General features: G+C 46.8%; 15 protein-coding genes. 12 read left to right on the forward strand and 3 right to left on the reverse strand.

Going from position 1 to position 26,080, the window contains the following annotated elements; all coding sequences use genetic code 11:
* The first annotated feature begins 101 nt into the window (after positions 1-101).
* The 12 genes from QEP08_RS07595 to QEP08_RS07650 all read left to right on the forward strand — a co-directional run bounded on the left by QEP08_RS07595 (position 102) and on the right by QEP08_RS07650 (position 23,700).
* Positions 102-2,684: a TonB-dependent receptor gene (locus tag QEP08_RS07595; RefSeq protein ID WP_285057027.1), complete on the forward strand. Its 2,583-nt coding sequence runs from the start codon at positions 102-104 to the stop codon at positions 2,682-2,684.
* Between the two features lie 30 nt (positions 2,685-2,714).
* Positions 2,715-4,058: a PepSY-associated TM helix domain-containing protein gene (locus QEP08_RS07600; RefSeq protein ID WP_285057029.1), complete on the forward strand. Its 1,344-nt coding sequence runs from the start codon at positions 2,715-2,717 to the stop codon at positions 4,056-4,058.
* A gap of 58 nt (positions 4,059-4,116) precedes the next feature.
* Complete coding sequence (locus tag QEP08_RS07605) at positions 4,117-4,830, forward strand: DUF4198 domain-containing protein (RefSeq protein WP_285057030.1); 714 nt, start codon at positions 4,117-4,119, stop codon at positions 4,828-4,830.
* A 528-nt stretch (positions 4,831-5,358) separates the two neighbouring features.
* Positions 5,359-8,607 carry a SusC/RagA family TonB-linked outer membrane protein gene (locus tag QEP08_RS07610; protein ID WP_285057031.1) on the forward strand — a complete coding sequence of 1,083 codons (3,249 nt, stop codon included), beginning with the start codon at positions 5,359-5,361 and terminating at the stop codon, positions 8,605-8,607.
* Between the two features lie 11 nt (positions 8,608-8,618).
* Positions 8,619-10,520 (forward strand): RagB/SusD family nutrient uptake outer membrane protein, encoded by a 1,902-nt coding sequence (locus QEP08_RS07615; RefSeq protein WP_285057033.1) that lies wholly within the window; start codon positions 8,619-8,621, stop codon positions 10,518-10,520.
* Positions 10,521-10,543: 23 nt separating this feature from the next.
* Complete coding sequence (locus QEP08_RS07620; RefSeq protein ID WP_285057035.1) at positions 10,544-11,716, forward strand: DUF5000 domain-containing lipoprotein; 1,173 nt, start codon at positions 10,544-10,546, stop codon at positions 11,714-11,716.
* An 8-nt stretch (positions 11,717-11,724) separates the two neighbouring features.
* A complete protein-coding gene (locus tag QEP08_RS07625) occupies positions 11,725-14,490 on the forward strand; it encodes a glycoside hydrolase family 2 protein (protein WP_285057036.1) in 2,766 nt (921 codons plus the stop codon).
* 61 nt (positions 14,491-14,551) lie between these two features.
* Complete coding sequence (locus QEP08_RS07630) at positions 14,552-15,727, forward strand: LacI family DNA-binding transcriptional regulator (RefSeq protein ID WP_285057037.1); 1,176 nt, start codon at positions 14,552-14,554, stop codon at positions 15,725-15,727.
* 191 nt (positions 15,728-15,918) lie between these two features.
* On the forward strand, positions 15,919-17,634 hold the full coding sequence (locus tag QEP08_RS07635; RefSeq protein ID WP_285057038.1) for a sodium:solute symporter family protein: 1,716 nt from the start codon (positions 15,919-15,921) through the stop codon (positions 17,632-17,634).
* A gap of 1 nt (position 17,635) precedes the next feature.
* On the forward strand, positions 17,636-19,912 hold the full coding sequence (locus tag QEP08_RS07640; RefSeq protein ID WP_285057039.1) for an FAD-dependent oxidoreductase: 2,277 nt from the start codon (positions 17,636-17,638) through the stop codon (positions 19,910-19,912).
* A 30-nt stretch (positions 19,913-19,942) separates the two neighbouring features.
* On the forward strand, positions 19,943-21,346 hold the full coding sequence (locus QEP08_RS07645) for a sialate O-acetylesterase (RefSeq protein ID WP_285057041.1): 1,404 nt from the start codon (positions 19,943-19,945) through the stop codon (positions 21,344-21,346).
* Positions 21,347-21,393: 47 nt separating this feature from the next.
* A complete protein-coding gene (locus tag QEP08_RS07650; RefSeq protein WP_285057042.1) occupies positions 21,394-23,700 on the forward strand; it encodes a TIM-barrel domain-containing protein in 2,307 nt (768 codons plus the stop codon).
* A 95-nt stretch (positions 23,701-23,795) separates the two neighbouring features.
* On the opposite strand, the gene QEP08_RS07655 is transcribed toward QEP08_RS07650, so the two are convergent.
* The 3 genes from QEP08_RS07655 to QEP08_RS07665 all read right to left on the reverse strand — a co-directional run bounded on the left by QEP08_RS07655 (position 23,796) and on the right by QEP08_RS07665 (position 26,074).
* On the reverse strand, positions 23,796-24,878 hold the full coding sequence (locus QEP08_RS07655; RefSeq protein ID WP_285057044.1) for a winged helix DNA-binding domain-containing protein: 1,083 nt from the start codon (positions 24,876-24,878) through the stop codon (positions 23,796-23,798).
* Positions 24,879-24,918: 40 nt separating this feature from the next.
* Complete coding sequence (locus QEP08_RS07660; protein WP_285057046.1) at positions 24,919-25,713, reverse strand: SDR family NAD(P)-dependent oxidoreductase; 795 nt, start codon at positions 25,711-25,713, stop codon at positions 24,919-24,921.
* An 88-nt stretch (positions 25,714-25,801) separates the two neighbouring features.
* Complete coding sequence (locus tag QEP08_RS07665) at positions 25,802-26,074, reverse strand: 4a-hydroxytetrahydrobiopterin dehydratase (RefSeq protein WP_285057048.1); 273 nt, start codon at positions 26,072-26,074, stop codon at positions 25,802-25,804.
* Between the last annotated feature and the right edge of the window lie 6 nt (positions 26,075-26,080).

The following is a 26,080-nucleotide window of genomic DNA, read 5'->3' on the forward strand; positions in this document are numbered from 1 at the left end:
TAAATAGTTCTATATTTGTGGTGAAATAAAAAGCCACACGGTTCGGACCCGTGTGGCAAAAACCGGCGAAGCCGGCTCACCTTTAATCGTAGTTAAAAGTCATGCAAATTAAGAAATTTTTGCCATTGGGCATACTATGTGCCTGCGTATTTGTTACAAATGCCCAAACGACGCCAAACGGCGCATTGGATGAATCGTCCCAACATCATTCAACTGATCAAACGACTCTGAAAAAAAACGGCAGTGCGGCGCCATTCGTTGTGCAAAAACGATTGACAGATCCAGAAGACGAGCAGAAATCCGGCAGCATTAAGGGCCGGATCACTACTGCAGATGGCAGTGTGGCGCCGTATGTATCGGTTGTCTTAAAAGGAACTTCACTTGGCGCTGTCACTGATGAAGATGGGCAGTACCAGATCCGCAGGGTACCTGCCGGCGATTATACCATCGTGGTATCGGCAGTAGGTCTTTATCCAAAAGAAAAGGAAGTCCGGGTAATTGGCAGGGGAACTGTTGTAGCAGATTTTTCTTTGAATGAGAACGCTTCACAACTGGATGCAGTAAATGTCAAAGCCTATAAAAAGAAATATAAGGCAGACAAAGTTTCGCCTTCGCTGCGTTTGCAATCCCCGCTGATCGAGGTGCCCCAGAACATTAAGGTAGTGACAGGCCAGCTGATCGCGGACCAGATGGTATTTGATATTGTGGACGGGGTCACCCGTAACGTATCGGGTACGACCCGCACCGGTCACTGGGATGCGCAGTATGCCAACATCTCTACCCGGGGTACTTCTATTCCTGCATTCCGAAACGGGATGAACATGAAGATGCCCTGGGGCCCGCTGACTGAGGATGCAGCAACCATTGAGCGCGTGGAGTTTGTAAAAGGCCCTTCTGGTTTTATAATGGCCAATGGCGAGCCTGGGGGTATTTATAATATTGTAACTAAGAAGCCTACAGGTGAGAACCGCAGTTCTGCTACTTTGAGTGGTGGCGGTTTTGGCCTGGGCCGGGCTGCTGTAGATATCGACGGTAAACTGTCTAAAGACGGTCGTTTGCTGTTCCGTTTCAACGCTGCCGCACAGACCAAGGGCAGCTACAATAAATACAACTATACAGATAAATATGTGATTGCCCCGGTGATCAGCTATCAGATCGATTCCAATACTTTGATCACTGCTGAATATACGACACAGCATGTGGAAGCGCAGGCTTTGGGTACTTACGGTTTTTCTCCTAAGGGACTGGGCGATACTGACCCGAGTTTTTTCCTTGGAGATCCTACACTTGATCCTGCGAAATTGTATGACCACAATGCAACTTTGTACTTCAATCACAAACTGGACAACAACTGGAAAATAAATGGTCAGGTTGCTTATGTAAAGTATGGTCTGGCCGGTGGTACGCCCTGGATGACCACGCTTGCGCCTAATGGGGACATGAGACGTAATGTGAACATCAGCGAGGAGCTGGCGATCAATAAAAATGCGCAGCTGAGCATAATGGGCGATGCGCGTACTGGAGATGTGGTACACCGGATCATGACGGGTGTTGATTTCGGGAACCTGAAAACATGGGGGGATTTTGCGAGTGTGCAACAGCCTGACCTGCAACTGGTCGGTAATGCTACTTTCAATATCTATAACCCGACTTATGGTTCATTGGCGAATATCCCGGTTTTTGACCGTTCAAAAAGTATTCAGATCCGGTCTGCAATTCCTGCTAACCTTTCTTATCTAACCAACCTGACTTATACGGGTGTTTATGTTCAGGATGAGATCAGGATGCTGGAAGAAAAGCTGCGCCTGACCCTTGCCGGACGTTATACGCATGCAGTTACTGTAGGAAGAACCAATCTGGCCCAGGTTTCTGACAATGCTTTCAGCCCGCGTGTGGGGTTGAGCTATTCTATCCTGAAAGATTTCTCTGCCTATACGCTTTATGACCAGAGCTTCCTGCCTACTGCGGGACAGGATTATGAGGGCAACAACTTCAAGCCTGTCAGGGGAAATAATATGGAGTTTGGTCTGAAAAAAGACTTCTTTGACAGCAAATGGAATGCAACTGCTGCCGTTTATCAGATCACTAAAGAAAACGTACTTACTGCAGATCCAAGGGCTGGACTGGAGCTGTCAGCCGGCCCTCCCGCTACTTATTATCCGACAAACATCCGTGTCCAGACTGGTGAGCAGCAGTTCAGGGGTGTGGAGCTGGACATCTCCGGAGAAATCGTGAATGGTCTGAACGTGGTGCTCAACTACGCTTATACCCATGCTAAGGTGACTGAAGACAACAATCCGCTGTATGTGAACAAACCTGTTCCGGGTTCTGTGAAACACATCACCAATGGCTGGTTGTCTTACCGTTACAGAAAGCAAGGTTCATTGCTGAATGGTTTCGGCCTGACTGGCGGTTATCAGGTGCAGCTGGGCAGAAACTCAGGAACGATTGCGCTTCCGCTGCAATTGCCGGCCTACTACCGTTTTGATGCGGGTGCTTCTTATGAAAGAGGCAAATTCGGACTTTCTGTTTTGGTGAACAATCTGCTTGACCGCAGGCTGCTGACCCAGGGTTCTTTCACAGATCTGGGTGCTAAGGCTACTGCGACTTCTGTGTCTTACTATACTTATATCTACGAAGTGCCTAGAAACGCAAGGGTTTCCCTGACGTACAGGTTTAAATAATTAATGCTTAAAAATTAACTCATCAGGACAATGGTTACTGTAAACAGGCAAACGGCTGTAAAGAAAAAGGGCAGGGGTCCTCTTTTCAACAGGATCAATAAATGGCTGCACTTGTGGCTGGGGCTTAGTTCGGGGATCATTGTTCTGATCGTTTGCCTGACCGGCTGCATCTGGGTTTTTCACGATGAAATTGAAGGGCTGCTAGAGCCGGAGACGAAGGTAGAAAAACAGGATAAACCTGTACTTACACCATCTCAGCTGACTGCAATCGCTTTCCAGAATTATCCGGATAAGGTACCTGCTTATGCTAATTATCAGCAGGGACGGGCCATCAACCTGACGCTGAAAGGCCCAACGGATGAGGGCAGAAGGGGTGGTGGCACTTTAATGAAGATCAATCCGTACACCGGTGAGGTGATCAGCAAGGTAGTACGCCAGAAAGATGAGGTTGATTTTTTCAGGTTCATCCTGAATGGTCACCGCTTTTTATGGTTGCCTTTGGAGATCGGAAGGCCTGTTGTAAATTATGGAACGCTCGTTTTTGTGGTGCTGCTCATCACCGGGCTGATCTGGTGGTATCCGAAGAAATGGAATAAATCTACGCGGGATAAAAGTTTTAAGATCAAATGGGGCGCTTCTTTTAAAAGAGTGAACCTGGACCTGCACAATGTGCTTGGCTTTTATTCTTTGCTGTTTTTGCTGGCCATCGCCCTTACGGGAATGGTCTATGGCATCAAATGGTACAGCGAAGGTTTATACTGGGTCACTTCAGGTGGGGAGAAGCTGGCGGAATATAAACGCCTGGAGTCAGATTCGCTGCAGGCAGGCAAGCATTATTCGCCAAAACAGGCGATGGATCTGGCCTGGAACAAGGTCATCGGTAAACACCCGGAATCAATGGGTTTTTATTATAATTTCCCGGATATTTCGAAAGCTAAATCCAGTATTAACATTACGGTTTACCCCAGTGCGGGTCAGTTTTATAATAGTGAGGGCTATACTTTCGATCAGCATACGCTGAAGGAACTGAAGCGCGAAGACGCGTATTCGGTGGCCTATGCCAATGCTTCTTTCGGGCAGAAGCTCCGCAAGATGAACTATGACATTCATGTGGGCAGTATCCTTGGTTTTCCGGGGAAGGTGCTGGCATTTTTAGTGACACTGATCGGGGCGAGTTTGCCGGTTACGGGCTTTCTGATCTGGTTTGGCCGCAAGTTTAAGAAAAAGAAAGGCAAAAAAGGGGATGATACTGGAACAGGCGCTGCGGACGAGGTCGCTGACAAGCCTGCAGTGAAGCCGAGGCCGGGGGTAATTACCAAAGAGCAGGAGCCTGTGCTGGCTGCGAACGCCCGTATTGACCGATCGTATAATTAAATCATTTTAAAGTGGCCGTTGTGGTCGCTTCATTACCAATAAAAACAGATACAAACTCATGAAAAAAATGATCTTTTTATTGCTGACTTTATTTCTCAGCTTCGTAACTACCAGCATTTTCGCCCATGCATTGTGGATTGAGACGGCGGCAACCGGAAAAGTTGGCCAGAAACAGCCGGTAAAAGTTTTTTATGGCGAATATGCGGATCTGGGCCGGGACAGTGTCGCTACCTGGTATTCTGATGTAAAGGAATTCAGCCTTTGGCTGGTAGGTCCGGACAATAAAAAAACGCAGCTGACTTTATCCCCCGGACTGAATTATTTTGAAGGTAGTTTTACTCCCTATCAAAATGGTTCTTATACGCTGATGGTTAGTCATGAAGCTAAAGAGCTTGGCGGCACCACAAAGTATCATTTCCTCTCCAGCGCAAGTGTCAGCGTCGGTAATGTGGCACCTGCGTTAGCTCAGAATGACAATGCGCTCAGACTACACCTGGATGATGTAAGTTCACTGAAGGCAAAAAAGGCCATCAAAATGACCGCTTTCCTTCAAACGGCTGCTGCTCCAAAAAAAGTGGTAACTGTTTTCTCGCCTGTTGGCTGGTCCAAAGAATTTTACACTGACGCAAACGGCGCGTTCGAATTTACCCCGCTTTGGGCAGGGCGGTATGTGGTTGAAATAAGTGACATGGACAAGACTCCTGGCCATCACAATGGTAAGGATTATAAAGCGACCTGGAAAGGTGCGACTTATAGTTTTGAGATTAAGTAGGTTCCGATCAATATTTTAAGTCTTTTTTAGGTTTTACAGACCATCATTTATAGTTAATGTAGGAAGCCGGGCTTGATGCCCGGTTTTTTTGTAGGCGATGTGCTGGTGTTGGCCTGGTTTTATTGAAAAATGTTTTACTATCACAAGCGTTTGCGCAAACGCTTGTGATAGTAAAAATCTCTATATACATTTCTAAAGTTTGTATTTTATGCTGATGTACAATATTTTAGCATAAGTGATAACCAAAAAAAATATTGTTCCATATTTAAGACTATCTTAAAATACAGGAAATAACGGGTATAAACCAAAGATAACATTGAGCTGATGATACAAAAAAATCAGGGGATACAAATATCCCCCCGGGGACTTTTTTGTCCTTGTTGAAGCAGCTGGAGAGGAGAACTTTTATGTAATAAACGGATACAATAGGAACAATCCCCTGCCGGCCTTTGCCTGTAGTTTGTGTGAACGGCCTGCCTGCGGAAAGGATAAATGATTAACCAAGTATATAACCAAAGTAAACCAAATATGAAATTTTGTGCTTTTAATCCGCCCGTTGTTTCCGGGACGGATGAGAAATCCATTTCGAATATCAAACGACAGTTCATCCTGGCCGGCCTGATTTTCTTTTTTTTGCCGGGATTGATGCAGGTACATGCTGCTGAAATGCGGCATTTGTCTGTTGAAAAGACAAATGAGGCCATTAATGCCCGGGCTATTATCAGGGGAAGGGTACTGGATGAAACGGACCGGCCGATCCCGGGGGCGGTCATAAAAGTCAAGGGGACAAAAATTGCCACGAGTACAAACACGGAAGGGGAGTTTATGCTGGACCTGGACAATGCTGGTGTAACACTGGTGGTTTCTTTTGTAGGCTATCAGCTTCAGGAAGTCGCTGTGTCGGTGGACAAAGCTAAAGAACTGCTGACGATAAAGATGGTACAGGAAAACAATTCGCTGGATGATGTGGTAGTTGTGGCCTTTGGCAAGCAAAAGAAAACGGAAGTTGTTGGTGCCATGACCACGATCAAGCCTTCTGAATTAAAGATCCCTTCGAGTAATTTAACGACTGCGCTGGCGGGCCGCTTGTCGGGTGTGATTGCCTATCAGCGAAGCGGAGAGCCGGGTGCTGATAATGCGGATTTCTTCATCAGGGGTGTTAATTCCTTTGGATATAAGGTAGATCCGTTGATCCTTGTTGATAATCTTGAGGTGAGTAAAGAGGATTTTGCAAGGCTGACTACTGAAGATATCGCCAGTTTTTCCATTATGAAGGATGCGTCTGCAACTGCCTTGTATGGTGCCCGAGGTGCCAACGGGGTCATACTTGTGACGACAAAGCAAGGATCAGACGGGAAGGCCAAGATCAGTTTCCGTATTGAAAATACAGTTTCTACCCCTACTAAGGACCTTGAACTGGCTGATCCGGTAACTTATATGAAACTGCACAATGAGGCGGTGGCTACACGTGATCCTCTGGGAGTCAGGCCCTATTCGAGGGAGAAGATTGACAATACCGTCGTAGGGTCGGGTTCGTTTATTTATCCCAGTACGGACTGGCAGGAGGAGATATTGAAGAAATCAACGATGAACCAGCGTGCGCATCTCAATATCAGCGGCGGTGGGAAAGTCGCCAGGTATTATGTGGCCGGTGCGTTTGCGAAAGATAATGGCATGCTGAAGGTAAACGGGAACAGCAATTTTAACAATAATATTGACCTCAAAACGTATCAGCTGCGGTCCAATACCAATATCAATGTAACGCCGAGCAGTGAGATCATTGTGCGCCTTAGCGGTATTTTTGATGACTATACGGGCCCGATAAACGGGGGTACAGGGGTATATAAGAATGTGATGCAGACCAACCCGGTTCTGTTTCCCGCTTTTTACCCGGTCGATGAGGCTCATATGGGGGTAGAGCATACGCTGTTTGGAAATTATGACAGTGGCAGGTACCTCAATCCTTATGCAGAGATGGTAAAGGGATATAAGGATTATTCGAGGTCATCGATGAGTGCGACCATCGAGTTTAAGCAGGATTTAAGTTCGGTCACCAAAGGGCTGAGCTTGTCGGCGATGGGAAGTACAAACAGGCAGTCTTACTTTGACATCAGCCGTTATTATAACCCGTTCTATTACCAGTTGCTGCCGGGATCTTATGACAGGAAGACGGGTGAATACGCGATCAATGTCATCAATCCGCTTGGTGGTACCGAATTTTTAGGCTTGGGCGGCGGCTCTAAGGAGGTTTCTTCTGTGTTCCACCTGCAGTCGATCTTAAATTACAACCGGATCTTTGGTGAAAAACATGCCATCGGCGGATTGCTGGTCTACCTCATGCGCAATAACCTGGTGGGCAATGTCAGCAATCTCCAGGAATCGCTTCCTTACCGCAATTCGGGTTTGTCCGGACGGTTTACTTATGCTTATGACAACCGCTATGCGGCGGAGTTCAATTTTGGCTATAATGGTTCGGAAAGGTTTTACAAGACCAACAGGTTTGGGTTTTTCCCCTCGGCGGGTGTTGCTTGGACGGTGTCTAATGAGAAATTCTGGAAACCGGATTTTGCTTTGTCGAAGCTAAAACTAAGGGCTACCTACGGGCTGGTTGGGAATGACCAGATCGGCAGTGCGCAGGACAGGTTCTTTTACCTCTCGGAAGTCAATATGAACGATCCGAATAGGTCCGGAATATTCGGAGAGGACAGGGGGTACAGTAGAAACGGGATCACGGTGTCGAGGTATGACAACAGGGACATCACCTGGGAGACTTCAAAAAAGCTGAACCTGGGGCTGGAACTGGGCTTTTTGAAAAATAAGGTGGAGATTCTGGCTGACTATTTTACGGAACACCGGTACAATATTTTGATGACGCGTGCGTCTATACCAGCTACGATGGGCCTTTCTGCTTCTTCCAAGGCTAATGTAGGTGAGGCCAACAGCCATGGCGTCGATATTTCTGTGGATGGAAACCATTATTTCACTCCGGCTTTTTGGGTGAGTGCAAGGGGGAACTTTACATACTCGACCAGCAAATTCAAGGTGTATGAGGAACCGCTCTATCCCAATGATTATTCATCACGTGTGGGACATCCGCTGTCCCAGCAATGGGGATATATTGCGGAACGTCTTTTCATTGATGAGGCGGAAGTGGCAAATTCGCCGCGCCAGACTTTTGGTACACGTTCGGCGATGGCAGGGGATATCAAATACAAGGATATTAATGGTGATGGCACGATCACTGAGCTGGATAAAATGCCTGTCGGTTATCCGGCTACTCCGGAAATCATTTATGGTTTTGGATTGTCGGGAGGATACAGGGATTTTGACCTTTCCTTTTTCCTGCAGGGATCTGCCCGTTCGTCTTTTTGGATAGACCCGGCGGCGACTGCGCCTTTTATAGGCGGGACCAGTGATTTTATCAGACAAAATCAGTTGCTCAAGGCTTATGCTGATGACCATTGGTCTGAAGAAAACAGAAACTCTTATGCGTTGTGGCCAAGGCTTGATAATCTGGTAAACAGCAATAACAACCAGACGAGTACCTGGTTCATGAGGGATGGTTCTTTTCTGCGCCTGAAACAGGTTGAGTTTGGATATACGCTGCGAAAAAACTTTGCGAGAAAACTGTTGCTCCAGAGTGTAAGATTTTATGTGAACGGTACTAATCTGGCCAGCTTGTCTTCCTTTAAGCTCTGGGATATTGAGCAGGCGGGCCGGGGGTTGGATTATCCGGTCCAAAAGGTTTATAATTTGGGTATTCAAGTGTCATTTTAACAATAATAACTATGAAATATTTATTAATAGCGTCTGTAGTGTTGCTGAGCTTGCTGAGTTCATGTGCTAAATACCTGGATGTGGTCCCGGACAACGTGGCTACTATCGATAATGCGTTTAAAATGCGGGCAAATGCGGAGCAGTATTTATTTACATGCTATTCGTACATGCCGAGTTCAGCGTCGATCTCAGAAAATCCGGCCCTGTATGGCTCGGATGAAATGTGGCACTATGATGATACATATGCGGGGATCCGTATTGCTAAAGGGAATCAGGGTATTGTGAGCCCGCTCATGAATTACTGGAGCGGGAGTGATGCTTCGGGTACCACTTCGCTCTGGAGGGGGATCCGCGACTGTAATATCTTTTTGGAGAACATATCGAGGGTAAGGGATATGAACAAGTATGAAAAGGATCGCTGGATTGCGGAAGTGAAGGTGCTGAAGGCTTATTATCATTATTACCTGATGCGGATGTATGGCCCGATCCCGCTGGTCCGTCAGAACTTGCCGATATCTGCTGATGTGAATGAGGTCCAGGTGTTCAGGGAACCGGTAGATGAGTGTGTCGGTTATATTGTTGAATTGTTGGATGAGGCTGCTGCAGAAGATGCGCTTCCGGTGAGTATTCAGGATGTGACCACAGAGCTGGGAAGGATCAGCAAGTCAATTGCGCTGGCTTTAAAAGCAGAGGTTTTGGTCACTGCTGCAAGCCCTTTGTACAATGGAAATCCGGATTATGCCAATTTTGCGAATAAGGATGGTAAAAAGCTTTTCAGTTTGGCTTATGATGCTTCAAAGTGGGAACGTGCTGCTAAAGCCTGTAAGGAAGCGATCGACTTTTGTCACAATGCTTCTTATAAATTGTATACTTACAATTTAAGTTCCAATCCTCAGAATATCTCTCCTGAGACGTATACCAAGATGAGCGTTCGGGGCAGCGTGACGGCTAGAGGCAACCCCGAAATGATCTGGCCTGACTCACGGAGTTCGACCGGTACTTTACAGAGAGAGGCCCAGGCCAGACTCGATGCGGGTATTGCCAATGCGTCGGTAGTGGGAAAGGGGATGTCCCCGACGCTTAAAATGGCAGAGCTGTTCTACACAAAAAATGGAGTTCCTATTGATGAGGATAATTCCTGGGACTACGCTGGCAGGTACGGACTTAAAACCGCCGGTGAAGCTGAAAAGAACCTGATGCAGACCAATTACCAGACCGCGACGCTGCATTTTGACCGGGAGGCCAGGTTTTATGGTAGTCTGGCATTTGATGGTTCGGCCTGGTATGGGCAGGGCAAGTTTACAGAGTCAAGTATGTGGTATGTAAATGCAAGACTTGGTCAGTACGCGGGAGGCCCTCCGGGAGGCAACAGGTATTCCATTACTGGTTACTGGCCTCAGAAGCTGGTCAATCCGGCGAGTACTTATTCTGCTACGGTGGCTTTTGTGTCGGTAGAATATCCATGGCCGATCATCAGACTTGCAGATCTGTATTTGCTGTATGCTGAAGCGCTGAATGAATGGAGCGGGCCTGGCGAGGAGGTCTACCATTACCTGAATTTGATACGGGAGCGGGCAGGGCTGAATACGGTGCAGTATTCCTGGGAAAACAGCAGTAAGACGGCGAATAAATATCAGAATAAGGATGGCCTCAGGGAAATTATCCATCAGGAGCGGACTATTGAGCTGGCTTTTGAGGGTCACCGTTTTTGGGACCTGAGGCGATGGAAGAAAGCTGTGGAGGAAATGAACAAGCCGGTTTACGGATGGGATGTGGGACAGAGTGAGGCCAGCTTATATTATACGCCCAAGGTTATATTTAACCAGGTTTTTAAAACGCGTGATTATTTCTGGCCGATAAAGGAGAGTGATATGCTTGTGAACAGAAACCTGGTACAAAATCCAGGCTGGTAGTGAACTTCTTAAAACATATAGAGATGAAAAATATAAAATATTTGCTGTTGTCCTGTCTGGTTCTGATTTTTATTTCCTGCCAGGAGGAGAAACATACTCCTTTTGAAAAAAATCCCTGGGTGCCGGAAAGGGTGACCAATGTGGTAGTGGAGAACCTGAATGGTGCTGCTAAACTTACTTATGATGTGACCAAACATCCGGAACTGATGTATGTGACGGCGGAGTTTGAAACTCAGGGCAAAAAGCGGAATGTCAAGGCTACACATTTTAATAATTCCTTGTTGCTGGAAGGGTTTGGTGATACCATGCCGCATGAAGTTAAGCTCTATGCGGTAAGCAGGAGTGAAGTTTTTTCGGAGCCGGTTACGGTGATGGTAAACCCGCTTACACCACCCGCAACACTGGCTTTTGAGAGCCTGGACATTATAAATGATTTTGGTGGTGCATGGGCTACCTATAGCAATAGGGTCAAAGCCGATCTGGGGATTACCATTATGCATAAGGACAATGCCGGAGCATGGGTGGTGGATGAGGTATTGTATACGGAAAAGGAAACGGGCGGTGTTTCGGCAAGAGGGCTGGAAGCGAAGCCTACAGTGTTTGGCGTATTTGTGCAGGACAGGTGGGGTAATTATACTGACACTCTGGTCAGGACGCTTACTCCCTTGTATGAACGGCTGATACCGAAACCTTTCAGGGCTTTTTTGCTGCCAACAGATAATATGACTTCTTATAATTCCAACAACAAAATTGAGAAGCTGTGGGACGGTACTGTCAGTTCACAGAACATCTATTACACTGCGGTAAACAGCGGTATGCCGACCTGGTTTACTTTTGACCTCGGGGTGACCACTCAGCTGAGCCGGTTCCTTTACCAGCAGAGAAATGATGTGGCGATCGTACAGTGGGGGCATGGTAATCCGCGGTATTTTGAGATTTGGGGCAGTGCCGGTACGCCAAACCCGGACGGCAGCTGGGACGGATGGACTAAATTAATGGATGTGGAGTCTGTGAAACCCTCGGGCTTGCCTGTCGGACAGAACTCAGATGAAGATCTGGCGCTGATGTACAAAGGTGAGGACTTTAATTTCCCTAAGGGTATACCTAAGGTACGGTATATCAGGATCAAGGTAAACGAAACCTGGAACAAGACGACCTTTATGCACATTGGTGAGCTAACTTTCTGGGGGCAATAAGACGGATCATGAAAATTATAAGAACGGCGGGTATTCTTTTTTGGTGTCTTTTGTGCTGTAATGTTCATGCGGCTGGTAAGCCCATATTTGAACTGGATGATTTTTTTATTACTACGACCATGAACAGTATTCAGGTGGAGTTCTCAGTTAAAAATACCGGCGTGAATAGCAAACAGGGTTTTGTCAGCCTGACAGTTACGGACGCTTTTGGGAAATTATTTTTAGAAATATCCCGGCAGCAGGTTGTCCTGGCTGCCGGGGCTAGTAAAAAGATGAAGCTGGGCAGGATACAATTGAAGCCAAGACTTTGGTCCCCTGAACAACCTGTTCTGTATACGATGCGGGTCCTGACAGGATCTGATCATAAAAGTGATGTGGCGGATGTCCGCAAAATAGGTTTTAAGTCTTTTGAGATTCGGAATAACCTGTTTTATTTAAATGGCAATCCTTATTACCTGAGGGCCTTATCACAGTGGCCGGTATCCAGAATTGTGGATGCGAACGGTAAGGCTGCGCCTGAAATGTGGAATGACGAGCGTTTTGTAAAAAAGTTCTTTGAAAAGATGAAGGCCCTCCATATCAATGCGGGAAGGGTGGGAGACCATGAGCTTTGGGTCAGGTATGCTGATGAAATGGGGATACTGAATATAGCCGGAAGTTATTCCGGTGCAGGTGCAAGGGAAGACGAGGTCTTTGCCAGCAACAGGAGGGACTTTACGCCAAAGATCTCAAGGTTGCGGAACCATGTGTCTACGGCGATCTACACATTGTCCAATGAAATACAGTGGACAGCGAACCCGGATTTCCTGAGATTGAGCCAGGAAAATTATGAATTTGCCAGAACACTTGACGCTTCGCATCCGATGATCGCTAATGCCGGTTTTGGGAAAGGGAAGGTGGGCGATATTGAGGATATGCACGACTACACAGGCTGGTACGGAGGTACGGTGCTGGATATGGATAAATATGAGCTGCAGGATATCTATAAAAAAGACGGCGGTTCGGGGCAGCCGGTGACGTTTACCGAATGCGTAGGTACCTACACCGCTGAAAGGAGCGGTCGTTTTCATTTGCTGGTTAATAAAGGCCTTTCCAATGCATTGAGACACGTGGGCAGGGGCGGGCAGCATCCGGATGACCCGCTTTGGTACCAACGGTTAATTACCAAAGAAATGATGGAGGGCATGCGCAGGGGTAGAGGTATGGACAGTCGGCTCTCCGGCTCTTTTCCATACTCTGATTACTGGACCTGGGACGTTCCAAGCCGGACATTTTCGGCCAAGCCCGCTGCGGAGGTCTTAAGGCAGGTGTACAGTCCTGTACTGCTGTCACTGAGGTCATGGGACCGTCATGCCTTCGCTGGCTCACAGATCAGGGGTGAGCTGTATGTCGTCAATGATGATGTTTTGCTGGGTCGGCTTTCAGGGGCCACGATATCTGTACGCCTCGAACAGAATGGTAAAACACTGGACAGCCTGGTCGTACCTGTTCCGGATGTGGCCTATTACAGTACGGCAAAAATTCCCCTGAGCATTGTTGTGCCGCAGGTCATCACGGCCGGACCGGCAAAAATAGTCATGAGTTTAAACCATGCAGCAGCGAGGTCAGTTCCCAATGAGATGGATGTTTTTGTTGCTGCCAGGGATTTTGCTACTGCTGATGCCGGGGTTAAGTTTATGTTATATGATCCTGAGGGTAATACCGACAAGGCGCTGAAAGACATAGGGTCGGGCTTTGAGCGGGTGCAGGATTTTAAAGGGATGAGGGATAAGCCTCTGGTCATTGGGGCCGGAGCATTGCACGGGCTTTCGGGCGATCAGGCGGGGGATGTCATGGCATTTGTGAAAAACGGCGGACGGGTACTCGTTCTGGAACAGCAGGCAGATCAGCTGGGCAAATCGCCTTTATTGCCGCAGGGTGTGAAGGCGAGGACATATAATTCTCTTTTTGTAAATACGGAACGCCCCGGATTGCTGGATAAGGGTCTTGCTAATCGTAATTTTTTCCTTTGGAACCAGGTAAAGGGGGGGTCAAACTTTCCTGTAACGGGGGTTTTTAATATCCAGGCTGATGTGCTTAGAGAAGCGACGGTATTGGCCAATTGTGGCCCCGCATTGGAAAACCCTGTTGTTCTGGAATATTTTAAGGAGTTGGGCAGCATCACTTTTTCTCAGTTTGAGGTAGTAGAAAGGTCGGCTAATGATCCTGTTGCCGCAAAGGTATTGCAGAATTTAGTCGAATACCTCCAGTCGGGAGACCATGCTTTTGGCCGGCAGCTGACCGAAGATATTACTTTTGCCGACCTTGACTCTGAGGCGGGCCTTTTTGCAGCTTCCTTAAAGCAGGGTATGGTGCTGAACAGTCACAATTACGGAAGAGTGAGCTGGGCAAAAAATACCTGGCCGGACGGCAGGCGGGTCACCGGTGAACAGCGGATCATCAATTCTCTGGGATATACAGGTCAGGTTAAAAAATCAGATATTGCCAGCGGGTTCTTTTATTTCAGACCGCCGGTCGGTGCGAAGTCTTTCTTTTTACAGGTAAAGAACCCGGTCAGCAAGGAGCTTTGGTTTAGTGTACAGGTCAATGATAAAGCAGCTGGTGATCTGGTCTTTGTATTGCCAGGTACGGCCGGGCAATATGGTCCCTGGTCAATTCCTGAGGGTGGCGGGACCATAAAAATTACCATAAAGTCTCATTCTGATCTGCTTACACCCAAACGTGAAAAGCCGGTGATCGAAGAGCTGGTCTTTCAAAGAATGATATTTAAATAATTGAACCGGCGCCGGATTACCGGCGCTTTTTCTATTTTGCATAAATCTTTATACGATAACAATGCCGAGAGTCAAATGTAAAAAGTGCCATAAGGACGAAACAATAATCAGGTCCGGTTTTATCAGGGGAAGACAAAGGTTCTTTTGTAAGGAGTGTGATTATTATTTTACCATCCAATTAGATTTTCAGAAACGTAAGCCATCGAGATTAAAAGACCATTCGACGACGATTATTGATATAGCCAAGGTGATAGGGGTTTCGGTATCAACGGTGTCGAGAGCCCTCAAAGACCATTCTGACATCAGCCTGGAAACAAAAAATGTGGTCAAGCAGGTAGCTGCTGAACTGAACTATCAGCCAAACACGCTTGCGCAAAGCCTGACAAGAAGGGAAACGCGAACCATCGGGGTGATCATTCCAGATATAGAGACTTATTTTTTTGCTTCTATTCTTACTGGCATTCAGAGTATTGCATCTGCCGTAGGCTATAAGGTGATGATCAGCCAGTCAAGGGAATCGCATGAGACAGAAGTGGCAAATGTGCATACCTTTATCACTAATTGGGTAGATGGCCTGCTGATCTGCCACAGTAAGGAGACCAATACGTTTGACCACATTAAGCTTAACCTGAAAAGGGGCATACCTATTATTCAGTTTGACCGGGTCTGCGAGGAACTGAATACTTCCAAGGTGCTGCTTGATGATGTGGACGGATCATTCCAGGTGACGGAACATATGATCGGGCAGGGTTTTAAAAGAATTGCGATCATTGCGGGACCTGAACGCTTGTATGTGACCAGAAAAAGGCTGGAGGGCTATCTTAAGGCATTTAGGAAAGCCGGTACCTCTGCAGATCCTGCGTTGATCTGCTACACTGACCTGACGAAGGAAGCCATTTTAAAGCAGGTAGATGAGCTGCTGGAAAGGGACAGGACGATTGACGCATTCTTTTGTATTTCTGATATTGGGGCAGTGAATATTATTGTTCATTTAAAGAAGAAAGGCATCAGGATCCCACATGAAATCGGTGTTGCGGGTTTTGGCAATGATCCTACTGGTGACATCATTGAACCAAGCCTGACCTCCTTTAATCCACAGACTTACAAATGCGGAGAAACGGTCGCACAGATGTTCTTTGACCAGATCCTGGATGGCGATGATCATGTGGCGCAGACCAAAATGGTTAAGGGCAATTTGATCGTCCGTTCCTCTACTTTCAGGAGGCCTGAACCCTAGTGCCTGACGTGCAATTTTTTTTACTATCACAAGCGTTTGTGCAAACGCTTGTGATAGTAAAAAGACTTCTTAGGGTCCTCTGTTATTTGTATTTTATGCTGTTGTAGAATAATTTAGGGCAATAGTTAGTGAATGACGCTTTCAGAAATAAGTTTCAGACTATCTGTAACAATAACCAGATATAGCCTTTTATGAATTTATCCTTAGACATTATTGTCATCTTTATTTTTTCCGCTTTTATACTTTGCATAGGCTTACTTTTTTCCCGGACGGGGGTGAATATGAAGTCTTTTTTTGCCGGTGGAGAAGCTGTGCCCTGGTTTATCGGGGGACTGTCCCTTTTTATGAGCTTCTTCTCTGCGGGGACTTTTGTGGCATGGGGCTCTGTGGCTTATAAATATGGGTGGGTATCAGTCACTATTCAATGGACGATGGCGCTCGGTGCATTGGCTGCGGCCTTATTTATAGCACCCCGCTGGAAAAAAACGGGAAACCTTACCGCTGCAGAGTATATACATGAGCGGCTTGGCGCGGGGGTTCAGAAAATGTACATCTATATTTTTATGGGCGTATCTCTGTTTATTAAAGGAGCTGTCCTATATCCGGTGGCGAAGCTGGTCAGTACTTCCCTCGGATTTCCACTGGCGGAAACTACAGTTGTTCTTGGCCTGATCATGATCGCGTATACTGCTGCGGGTGGGTTGTGGGCGGTCATGGTTACAGATATCCTGCAGTTTGTAGTGCTTTCGGCTGCCGTGCTGATCATCCTTCCCTTGTCACTGGAAAAGGTTGGCGGCATCAGCGCTTTCGTAAACAATTCCCCTGATGGGTTTTTTAATGTTTTCAATGGGGAGTACACTTTGTGGTTTGTAGTTGCCTTTACCATTTATCATATTTTTTACATCGGTGGAAACTGGACATTTGTGCAGCGGTACACCAGCGTAGACAGTCCTAAATCGGCCAGTAAGGTGGCTTACCTCTTTGCCGCCCTGTATCTGATCAGTCCAATGATCTGGATGCTGCCCCCGATGATATTCAGAGTGATCGATCCCTCCCTTCAGGGCCTGGATACCGAAAATGCCTATCTTAAGATATGCCAAATGGTGCTACCTCCGGGACTAATGGGCCTGATGCTCACCGGAATGTATTTTTCTACATCGGCGACAGCCAATACCACTTTAAATGTGGTGGCTGCGGTGTTTACCAATGACATTTATAAAAATATGATCAGACCCGAAGCAAATGAGCGGCAACTGATGCGTATTGCGCGTCTTTCTTCCTGGGCACTTGGAATATGTATGATCCTCATTGCACTGGTCGTACCGGTAATGGGCGGGATGGTAGCTGTCGTACTTACCGTCGCAGCCATTACTGCTGGTCCTTTGCTGGCGCCACCGGTATGGGCATTGTTTTCAAAGCGGCTCACAGGTGCGGTTACGCTTTGGGTCACCTGTATCTCGCTGATGATCAATTTGCTGTTTAAGCTGGTGATTCCATTTCTTAGCGGATTTAAGCTGGACCGGGCAGAGGAGATGATGGTAGGAGTAGGTATTCCTGTTTTAATGCTGGTCATCAACGAGCTTTTTTTTGCAGATAAATCTGAGGCCTCAGCAGATTACCTGAACTATAAGGAAGTTAAGGCACGGCATAAAGCCGGGGCTGTCGCACGCGCAGCAGATATTGAAGAGATCATCCTGACCAGGAAGCAGAACCAGTTTGGTCTTAAGATCATCGCATTTTCACTGCTGGTTACGGCTTTGATCCTGTTTGTCCTTTGTCTGATTACTCCGGTCGGAAAGGTGCCGACCGGTATTGTGGGAGGACTGGTGCTGCTGATATCAGTGATTCCCTGGCTGGCGTCCAGGAAAGCGACAAGAGAAATAAATCAAATAACTAAAGAAGATTAATATGATCATAGGAACGCCTGCTGAAAAAAGGCGAATTAAGCAAATAGATTTAACTGCAGACCTGACGGTGATAGGAGGAGGCCTTTCGGGTACCTGTTGCGCCATCACTGCAGCACGTCAGGGCATTAAAGTCGTGCTCATCCAGGATCGGCCTCTGCTTGGTGGAAATTCATCAAGCGAGGTCCGGTTATGGGTACTGGGCGCTACTTCACATATGGGTAATAACAACCGCTGGGCAAGGGAGGGCGGGGTGATCAATGAGATCCTTATCGAAAATACTTACCGCAATGAGGAAAGCAACCCACTTGTTTTTGATACCATCCTGCTCGAAAAAGTTGTTGCTGAAGCCAATATTACTTTGCTGCTGAACACGGCGGTATCGGACCTGGATATGAATGGCGGCCATATTGAAAGGGTAAAAGCGTTTTGCAGCCAGAACAGTACTGCCTATACGGTTACATCCCCCTTGTTTTGTGATGCTTCCGGTGACGGGATTGTCGGATTTCTGGCTGGTGCTGCATTTCGTATGGGTGCAGAGTCCAAAAGTGAATTTGGCGAAAAATTTGCACCTTCTGCAGAATATGGTGAGCTGTTGGGGCATTCACTGTATTTCTATACTAAAGATACCCATCGCCCGGTCAAATTCGTTCCGCCGGCATTCGCCTTGTCTGATATCACCAAAATACCAAGATACCGGAAGTTTTCTGTTAAGGACCAGGGGTGTAACCTCTGGTGGATTGAGTACGGTGGCAGACTGGATACTGTTCATGATACGGAAAAGATCAAATGGGAACTTTGGAAGGTAATTTATGGCGTGTGGAACTATATCAAAAACTCGGGAGATTTCCCTGAAGCGGAGACCATGAGCCTGGAATGGGTCGGTACAATTCCCGGTAAACGGGAAAGCAGGCGCTTTGAGGGTGACTATATGCTGAAACAGCAGGATATTGTTGAACAAAGGGAATTTGAAGATGTGGTCGCTTTTGGCGGTTGGAGCATCGATCTGCATCCGGCGGATGGTATATTCAGCGAGTTGCCGGGCTGCAACCAATGGCATAGTAAAGGGATCTATGGTATCCCGTACCGATGCTATTACAGCAGGAATATTCAAAATCTTTTCCTTGCCGGGCGCATCATAAGTGCAACACATGTCGCATTCGGATCGAGCAGGGTAATGGGTACCTGCTCTCATGGGGCGCAGGCTGTGGGCGTGGCAACATCTCTTTGCAAGAAATACGGCGTTAGTCCTTCCGTGCTGGGCAGGGAGCATATTAAAGAGCTTCAGCTGGAGCTCCTGAAGACGGGTCAGCATCTGCCGGGTGTACCTTTGAATGACAGTCTGGACCTGGTCAGATCAGCACAATCCATTACTTCGAGTTCGACGATGGTGTTGTCACGGATACCGGGAGGAGATCTGTGGAAACCAATTGCCCAGTCTGCGGGGCAGATGCTCCCGGTACAGCAGGGAAAAATGCCTGAAATTACCTTGCGGCTCAATGTACTTGGACCTACAGAACTGAGGATAGAGCTGCGCAAAAGTTCCAAGCCGGAAAACCACACTCCGGATGTGACGCTTGATTCCTGTGTTAAATATTTAAAAGCCGGGGTACAGGACCTGGTATTGGATTTCGATGTACATTTTACAGAGGCTTGCTATGCCTTTGTCTGCATTATGAAAAATGAACTGGTTCAGATAGAATATAGTAAAAAACGAATTTCGGGTATACTCTCGGTCTTTAACAGCATTAATCCGGCGGTGTCTAATTATGGCAAACAGGAGCCGCCAGAGGATATCGGGGTGGATGCATTTGAGTTCTGGTGCCCCCAGCGCAGGCCTGAAGGTCAGAATTTCGCCCTGAGCATTAACCCGGGACTGACGGTCTTTAGCCCAGAAAACCTGCGCAATGGATGGCATCGACCGGTATCTTCGGTCAATGCCTGGGTAGCAGATTATACCGACCGGGAGGCTAAAATTACCATTTCATGGGGCCGTGAGGTCACTATAAAAACGCTTACGCTAAGTTTTGATTGTGACTATGACCATCCGATGGAAAATGTGCTGATGCGACAGAATGAAGATGTGCAGCCGTTTTGTGCGACGGAGGTGAGGGTGTATAATTGCAATGACGTAGAAGTGGGCAGGATTACACGAAACCATCAGGCGCTGAGCACCATTCATTTTGAGACGGCGGTGACGGTGCAGCAATTGAAACTGGTCGTTTCCAATTCCAATGAGGATGTGCCGGTTTCCCTGTTTGAAGTGAGGTGCTATAATTAAATATATCAATGGAGCTTTAATAGAAAGAGAATGAAACTCATTACAAAAATATTGCTGATCATGCTGTTGGCTTCACTGCCTGCTGCCGCGCAGGTAAAACTGCCTGCTTTTTTTTCAGACCATATGGTACTCCAGCAAAAGAGCAAGGTAAAAATATGGGGCACCGTGTCTGGTGACGGCCTGGTGTGCGTTGTTACTTCCTGGAGTAATAAAAGTTATAGAACAAAGGCAGGTGTTGATGGCAAATGGCTGCTGCAAATAGAAACACCGGCAGCCGGGGGGCCTTTTACACTGGAAATTAAACAAAAAAACAGGATAATCTTGAATGATGTGATGATTGGGGAGGTATGGCTCTGCTCGGGACAATCCAATATGGATATGCCGGTCAAGGGTTACCTGAATTCACCGGTACTTGGTTCCAATGACCTGCTGATAGAAGCACCCAACAAAAAAATCAGGCTTTTTCATGTCGGTAGAAATACGTCTGCGACAGCTTTATCAGATGTGAAAGGGGCATGGATGGAAGCAGACGTTTCTGCGGTTAAGGAATTCAGCGCTGTCGGTTTTCAGTTTGCAAAGTTTATACAGCAGCATCTTGGTGTTCCGGTTGGTATGATCCAGTCGACCTGGGGGGGCTCTCCAATTGAAGCTTGGATGGATAAGTTTGCTCTGGAGGAGGGACTGAAGGAGGGACTTGACGGAGACAAAGCCATTAGTAAAGCTGCACATCAAACGCCGTCCAACCTTTTTAACGGGATGATTGCGCCCATCGTCGGGTATGGCATAAGGGGGGTACTTTGGTACCAGGGTGAGCAGAACCGGCATAATTATGCTTCTTATCTGACCTTGCAACCGGCAATGGTGAGTTCATGGAGAAAGCACTGGGGCATAGGTGACTGGCCCTTTTATTATGTCCAGATCGCACCCATGCAATATTCGGAGTCGCAAAGTGCGCTGATCCCAAGGTTGAGGGAGGTTCAGTCTAAGGCGATGGGCCTGATCCCTCAATCAGGAATGGCGGTTTCCATTGACGCCGGAGAAGAGCGGAATATCCACCCTGCAAATAAAACGGTCATCAGTAAGCGTCTTGCGTACTGGGCTCTAGCCAATGCCTATCAAAAGCAGGGGATTGTTTTCCGGGGACCGGAATACGAATCTTTCAAGGTTTCAAATGATACCGTCGAACTGCAGTTTAGAAATGCGGAACTTGGGTTTTCGACATTCGGGAAAAAGCTGACCCAATTTGAAATTTCGGGGGCAGATAGAAAATTTTATCCTGCTGACGCTGTTCTGAAAGGACGGAAGGTTTTGGTATACAGTGAACAGGTAAAGAAACCTGTTGCGGTGAGGTATGCATTTAAAGACTGGGCGGTAGGAGAACTTTATAATACAGAAGGCTTACCTGCTTCCTCATTTCGTACGGACAACTGGTAGGATTCTGACAGACAATTAAAATCATATAAACATAGACACAGGTTTCAATGAAAATTTTTAAGAGCGCTTTACTGATGCTGATTTGCTTCACTTTCTTATCTGTCAAAGCAGTTAAACCGGATGATGCGGTGATTGTCATCAAAAAGAAAAGTTACAAATTGCTCATTCGCAAAGAAAAATTTGCTTTTTCTTTTCAGGATGCCAGTGGCCATCTGGTTGCTGATTTTCATCCGGTATCTGGCATAAACATAGGGTTGTCGGGAGAACCGCCAGCACCTGCACCAGTGTATATCCGGACCGTTTCTTCAGCAGACACTTTGTTCTCATGTATAGTAGCAAATGCCGTCGGGTTGAGGGCCAGGGTAGATTTTTATTTGTCGGATGCGGTGATCAATCTGAGGATTGCACCGGAAGACAGGACAGGAGTCGCTCAAAAAGCAAATCTGAGTTATACGATCGAGGCGCGTACAGCCGGATTCGGTCCGGTTTACGGTCTTGGGGATCATGGGTCTTATGGTCAAAGTACTAACCTGTTTGGCTATAGCAATGATAATTTTATGAATACCACGGACAAGTCCCGGTTTATAACAAGTTTTGCTGTGTTTCCAAAACAGCAGTTTGCTGAGGTCGTTTTTGAAAAGGCCAGTAAACGTGTTGGTATCAATAGCAATGAGAACAAATTGGGGGCTAATCAGGTAGGGTCAGTCAATATTTATTATTTCTTTGGCGATATGCAGGAGATTTATGCCGGTTATGCGAAGGTGAGAATCGCAGAAGGCTATCCTGATTTTAAGCCTAAATATGATTTTTTTGATCTCGGATATGAAGCTTTCGGCTCGCTGGGCTGGAACACTGCACAATCCACCGTGCAAAATGATGTGTCGTCATACCTGCAGCGGGGATATCCTTTAAAGTGGGTCGTGGTTGGCTCCGGGTTTTGGAAGGGAGACAGGAAATCACCGTCTGAAGGCTCCACCAATAGCTTTGGAATCTGGGATGATACTTTTCAGCAGAACAGAAAGGATGACCTGCCAAATCCCCGGTATCCAGATGTAGCGGGGTTTAAAAAGTATTTCCGTGATCGGAACATCAGCCTGATCCTGGGCATCAGGGTTAATTTTAAAGCACCTTCTGATCAGGGTGGTTTTGATAATCCGGTAAATGACGGTCCTTATACCAATGAAGGAATCAGGAATGATTATTTTATAAAGGATACGGAGGGTAAACCCAAAGTATTTTCAGCAGTCTTTCCTAAAGGGAATGTCTATATTCTTAACGGAAACAACCCTGCGGCTGTGCAATGGTTCTATAACGGGTCAAAGAAATGGGGCGTTATGGGTTATAAGGAAGATACCATGATGAAAGACGGGCGTCTTGTAATGGACGATGGAAAGGCCAATAAAGCCGATGAAATTCTGATGAAGAATGGTTACCATGTGATGGTACGCAATGCGGCTTATTCTGTGCCAGGGGAAATCATCAGGATCGAAGATACCCAGTATGGCCAGGATCAGGACCGCCCGCTGATCAATGTACTGAGTTTTGCGGCAAGTGCCGCACCCAATACTTATCCGGACATTGTTGGCGGAAAATATCATAAACTGCCTCTGAGCGAAGATGTGAAAAGATATTATGTGAGAAATTCGCTGTTTGCTGCAGTTTGCCCCGCAATGTCGCTTGGATTGGGCCCCTGGCACCTGGAAAATAAACTGTATGAACAGGTCATCAAAAAAACAGCGGACTGGCACCATCAGTTTGCGCCATATATTTACAGTGCGGCTTTGGAAAGTTATTATACGGGGTATCCGGTTACGATGACGCCTCTGCAAATTGCGTACCCTAAAGATACAGCAACTTATGATCTGGCCAGCAAGATGAAAAAACAATATTCCTGGATGCTGGGCCCGTCATTGCTGGCTGCTCCAGCTTATGGAAATGACTATGCTACCGTTGTTTCAAGAAATGTATACCTGCCCGAAGGAGTGTGGCTGGATTATGAATCGGGCGAGAAATTTAAGGGGCCTCTTGTTTTGAAAGATTATCCTTTTCCTGATGATAAGATCCCGGTCTTTGTCGGTGGTAAAGGGGTGCTGATTAAAAAATCAAATGATGCTGATGAGTTTATTGCAACGGTATATCCCGTTAGCCACCCGAATTCAACCTATAAATTCTACTACCCTGATGGTAAATCAGAATCGGTGATCAGCAATAAGAATGTAAACTGGGATGCGGAGATCGTAATTATGGATGGTATTTCAAAGAAACAGATTGCCCCGGTTTATTCTGAAAAATTTCATGCTTATAGTTTTCCTGTACAAAAAGGTCACCACTATAGCATTAAAAACAGAAACTAATACGATGATGCTGTTTAATCTTATCTCAGTGGCAGATAGGAAAGCTTTCAGAGCTTCACCTTCGGGATGGGATGATTACTGCTAAGAAATGTTTACTAATGGTGTGCGGAAAACTTTTGAAACCGCTTTACCATTTTTTCAAGTTCTGAAGTTTGTTTCTTGTTTAATGTTTTAAAGGGTGATGTCTCTACCAATACAGATTTCCCTTTTAGGATACGTTTCCAACCACCTTCAATCACGCCATCCAATATGATCAACCTGTTGAACACAGGATTGTCCCGGCTCATCCCGGCGGGTGCTTTTGACGGATCATAAATAGCACTGCGGTCTATATAGCTCATTCCGTATTCGTCATAGTCGGGCATGAGGAAGTCGCGCTGTATCTTTTCAGAAGAGAGTTCTGTTACTTTATCCAGGGTTTCCCGGTGCAGGATATAGGTTGCATCACCAACTTGCGTTTTTGCGAAAACCGTGGTATCCAGCATGGATTCCCCTTTTTTCGCGTCCGTGATGCTCAGTCCTGACCAGACAGAAAAGTCTTTTAGCGTTGCGGGCCCTCTGCTGCGGAAATACCGGCTGCCCAGCTCGTACAGGGCTTCTTCTTTGGAAAGTGATTTTGACTGTGGCGCCCTGCTGTTAAACAGGGCATAGGTAAACTGTTTACCCTCGCGGGGACCACTGGTCACCAGGCATTCGGTCTCTGCGTTCATCATCACATGGCCCATCTGCAGGCCGTCCAGTTTAATGTTGTGCTTTTCCAGTTCCTCTGAAAGGGCATTTCTGGTCATATGCCCGCCGTCTTCCAGCGATCTGCCGATGATGTCGCTACATTTGCTGAAAAGTTTGCTGTCCAGATTGAGCTCACGCTCATAATAGGCCATGGCCTGCCTGATCCGCGGAGCGCTGAGCTCAGTAAGCCACCTGATGTCCTCAGGGGATACAAAGTGCCAGGTCGGCCGCATGAGGTGTGTCCGGAGGATCAGGCCTTCATTGTAAGCCTTTTCAACTTCAGTTTCCGTCGTGTCCTTCAAGCGCAGGCCGATCGCCCATTTGGCCATCGAATATTCCTGCGCCTGCATGGCCACCATCCAGTTGACAACCTCTTCGGGTTTGTCGAGGCGGGTCTCTCCGATCTGCTGATTATATAAGCGGTAGTTGATGATGTCGGCGGGTTTCATGTTTCCAAATTACGAAACTGAAAGGAAATATCCACTTCTGCTAGAGAATCGACCTCACCAGCCCGCCTTCTGCTCTTATCGCCGCACCGTTGGTAGCCGATGCCAGCGGGCTTACATAATAGGTTACAATATTGGCGATCTCTTCGACAGATGCGAAACGCTGCAGGAGTGAAGTCGGTCTTAAATTCTTAAAGAAATCAGCTTCTACCTCATCAGTTGAAATACTGCCTGCTCTGGCCAGGTCTTCAATAAAGGTACCCACGCCTTTAGATTTTGTAGGTCCTGGCAGAATTGCGTTTACGGTAACACCAGTGCCCTTACTGAGTTCGGCAAGACCTCTGCTTACTGCAAGCTGCGCAGTCTTGGTCATTCCGTAGTGGATCATTTCATCAGGTATAAACACCGCGGATTCGCTGGAGATGAAGATGATCCGGCCCCAGTTCTTTGCCAGCATCTTTGGAAAGATATTTCTTGATAAGCGGATTCCGCTCATGACATTCACTTCAAAGAAGCGAAACCAGTCTTCATCAGGGATTTCTTCAAAGGGTTTAGGCTCAAAGATCCCGGCGTTATTGACCAGGATATCGATATCCGGCAATTGTTCTATCAGTGCGCTGACTTCTTCTGCATTTGAAAAGTCCGCCGCCAGGCCAGAGACATCTGCATCTTTTACCAGTTGCTGCAGCTCTTTTACGGCAGTAGCGACGCCTTCTTCTGATCGGCCGTTGATGACAACTTTAGCGCCTTCTTGCAGTAAACTTTGGGCTATTGCAAAGCCGATGCCGGCTGTTGAGCCGCTAATAAATGCGGTTTTATTACGAAGTTGTAAATCCATAGTTTTAAATTATAATTTCAAAACTACAGCTATATTATTCACAATGTTTCGGGGCCTTACAATTGTGGCACAAAACTGACTGCTTTCCTTATATGGCCAGGTTCAACAGTTCATCAATCTGCTTGGCAAGCTGCCTGTCTTTGTCTGTTACAATATCTCCGGCGTCATGTGTACTCAGCCAGATTTCTACTTTATTCCACTCATTGGTCCACTTTGGATGGTGGTTGTTCTTTTCAGCCACAAAGGCTACCCTGACCATAAATGCGAAAGCCTCCTGAAAATCTTTAAAGAGCAGAACCTTGTATAGCTTTCTATCTATTTCTTCCCATTGTTTCTGAACCACATTTTCCATTTTCTTCATTTTATC

This window comes from Pedobacter ginsengisoli (genome assembly GCF_030244015.1).
GTDB classification, from domain to species: Bacteria; Bacteroidota; Bacteroidia; order Sphingobacteriales; family Sphingobacteriaceae; genus Pedobacter; species Pedobacter ginsengisoli.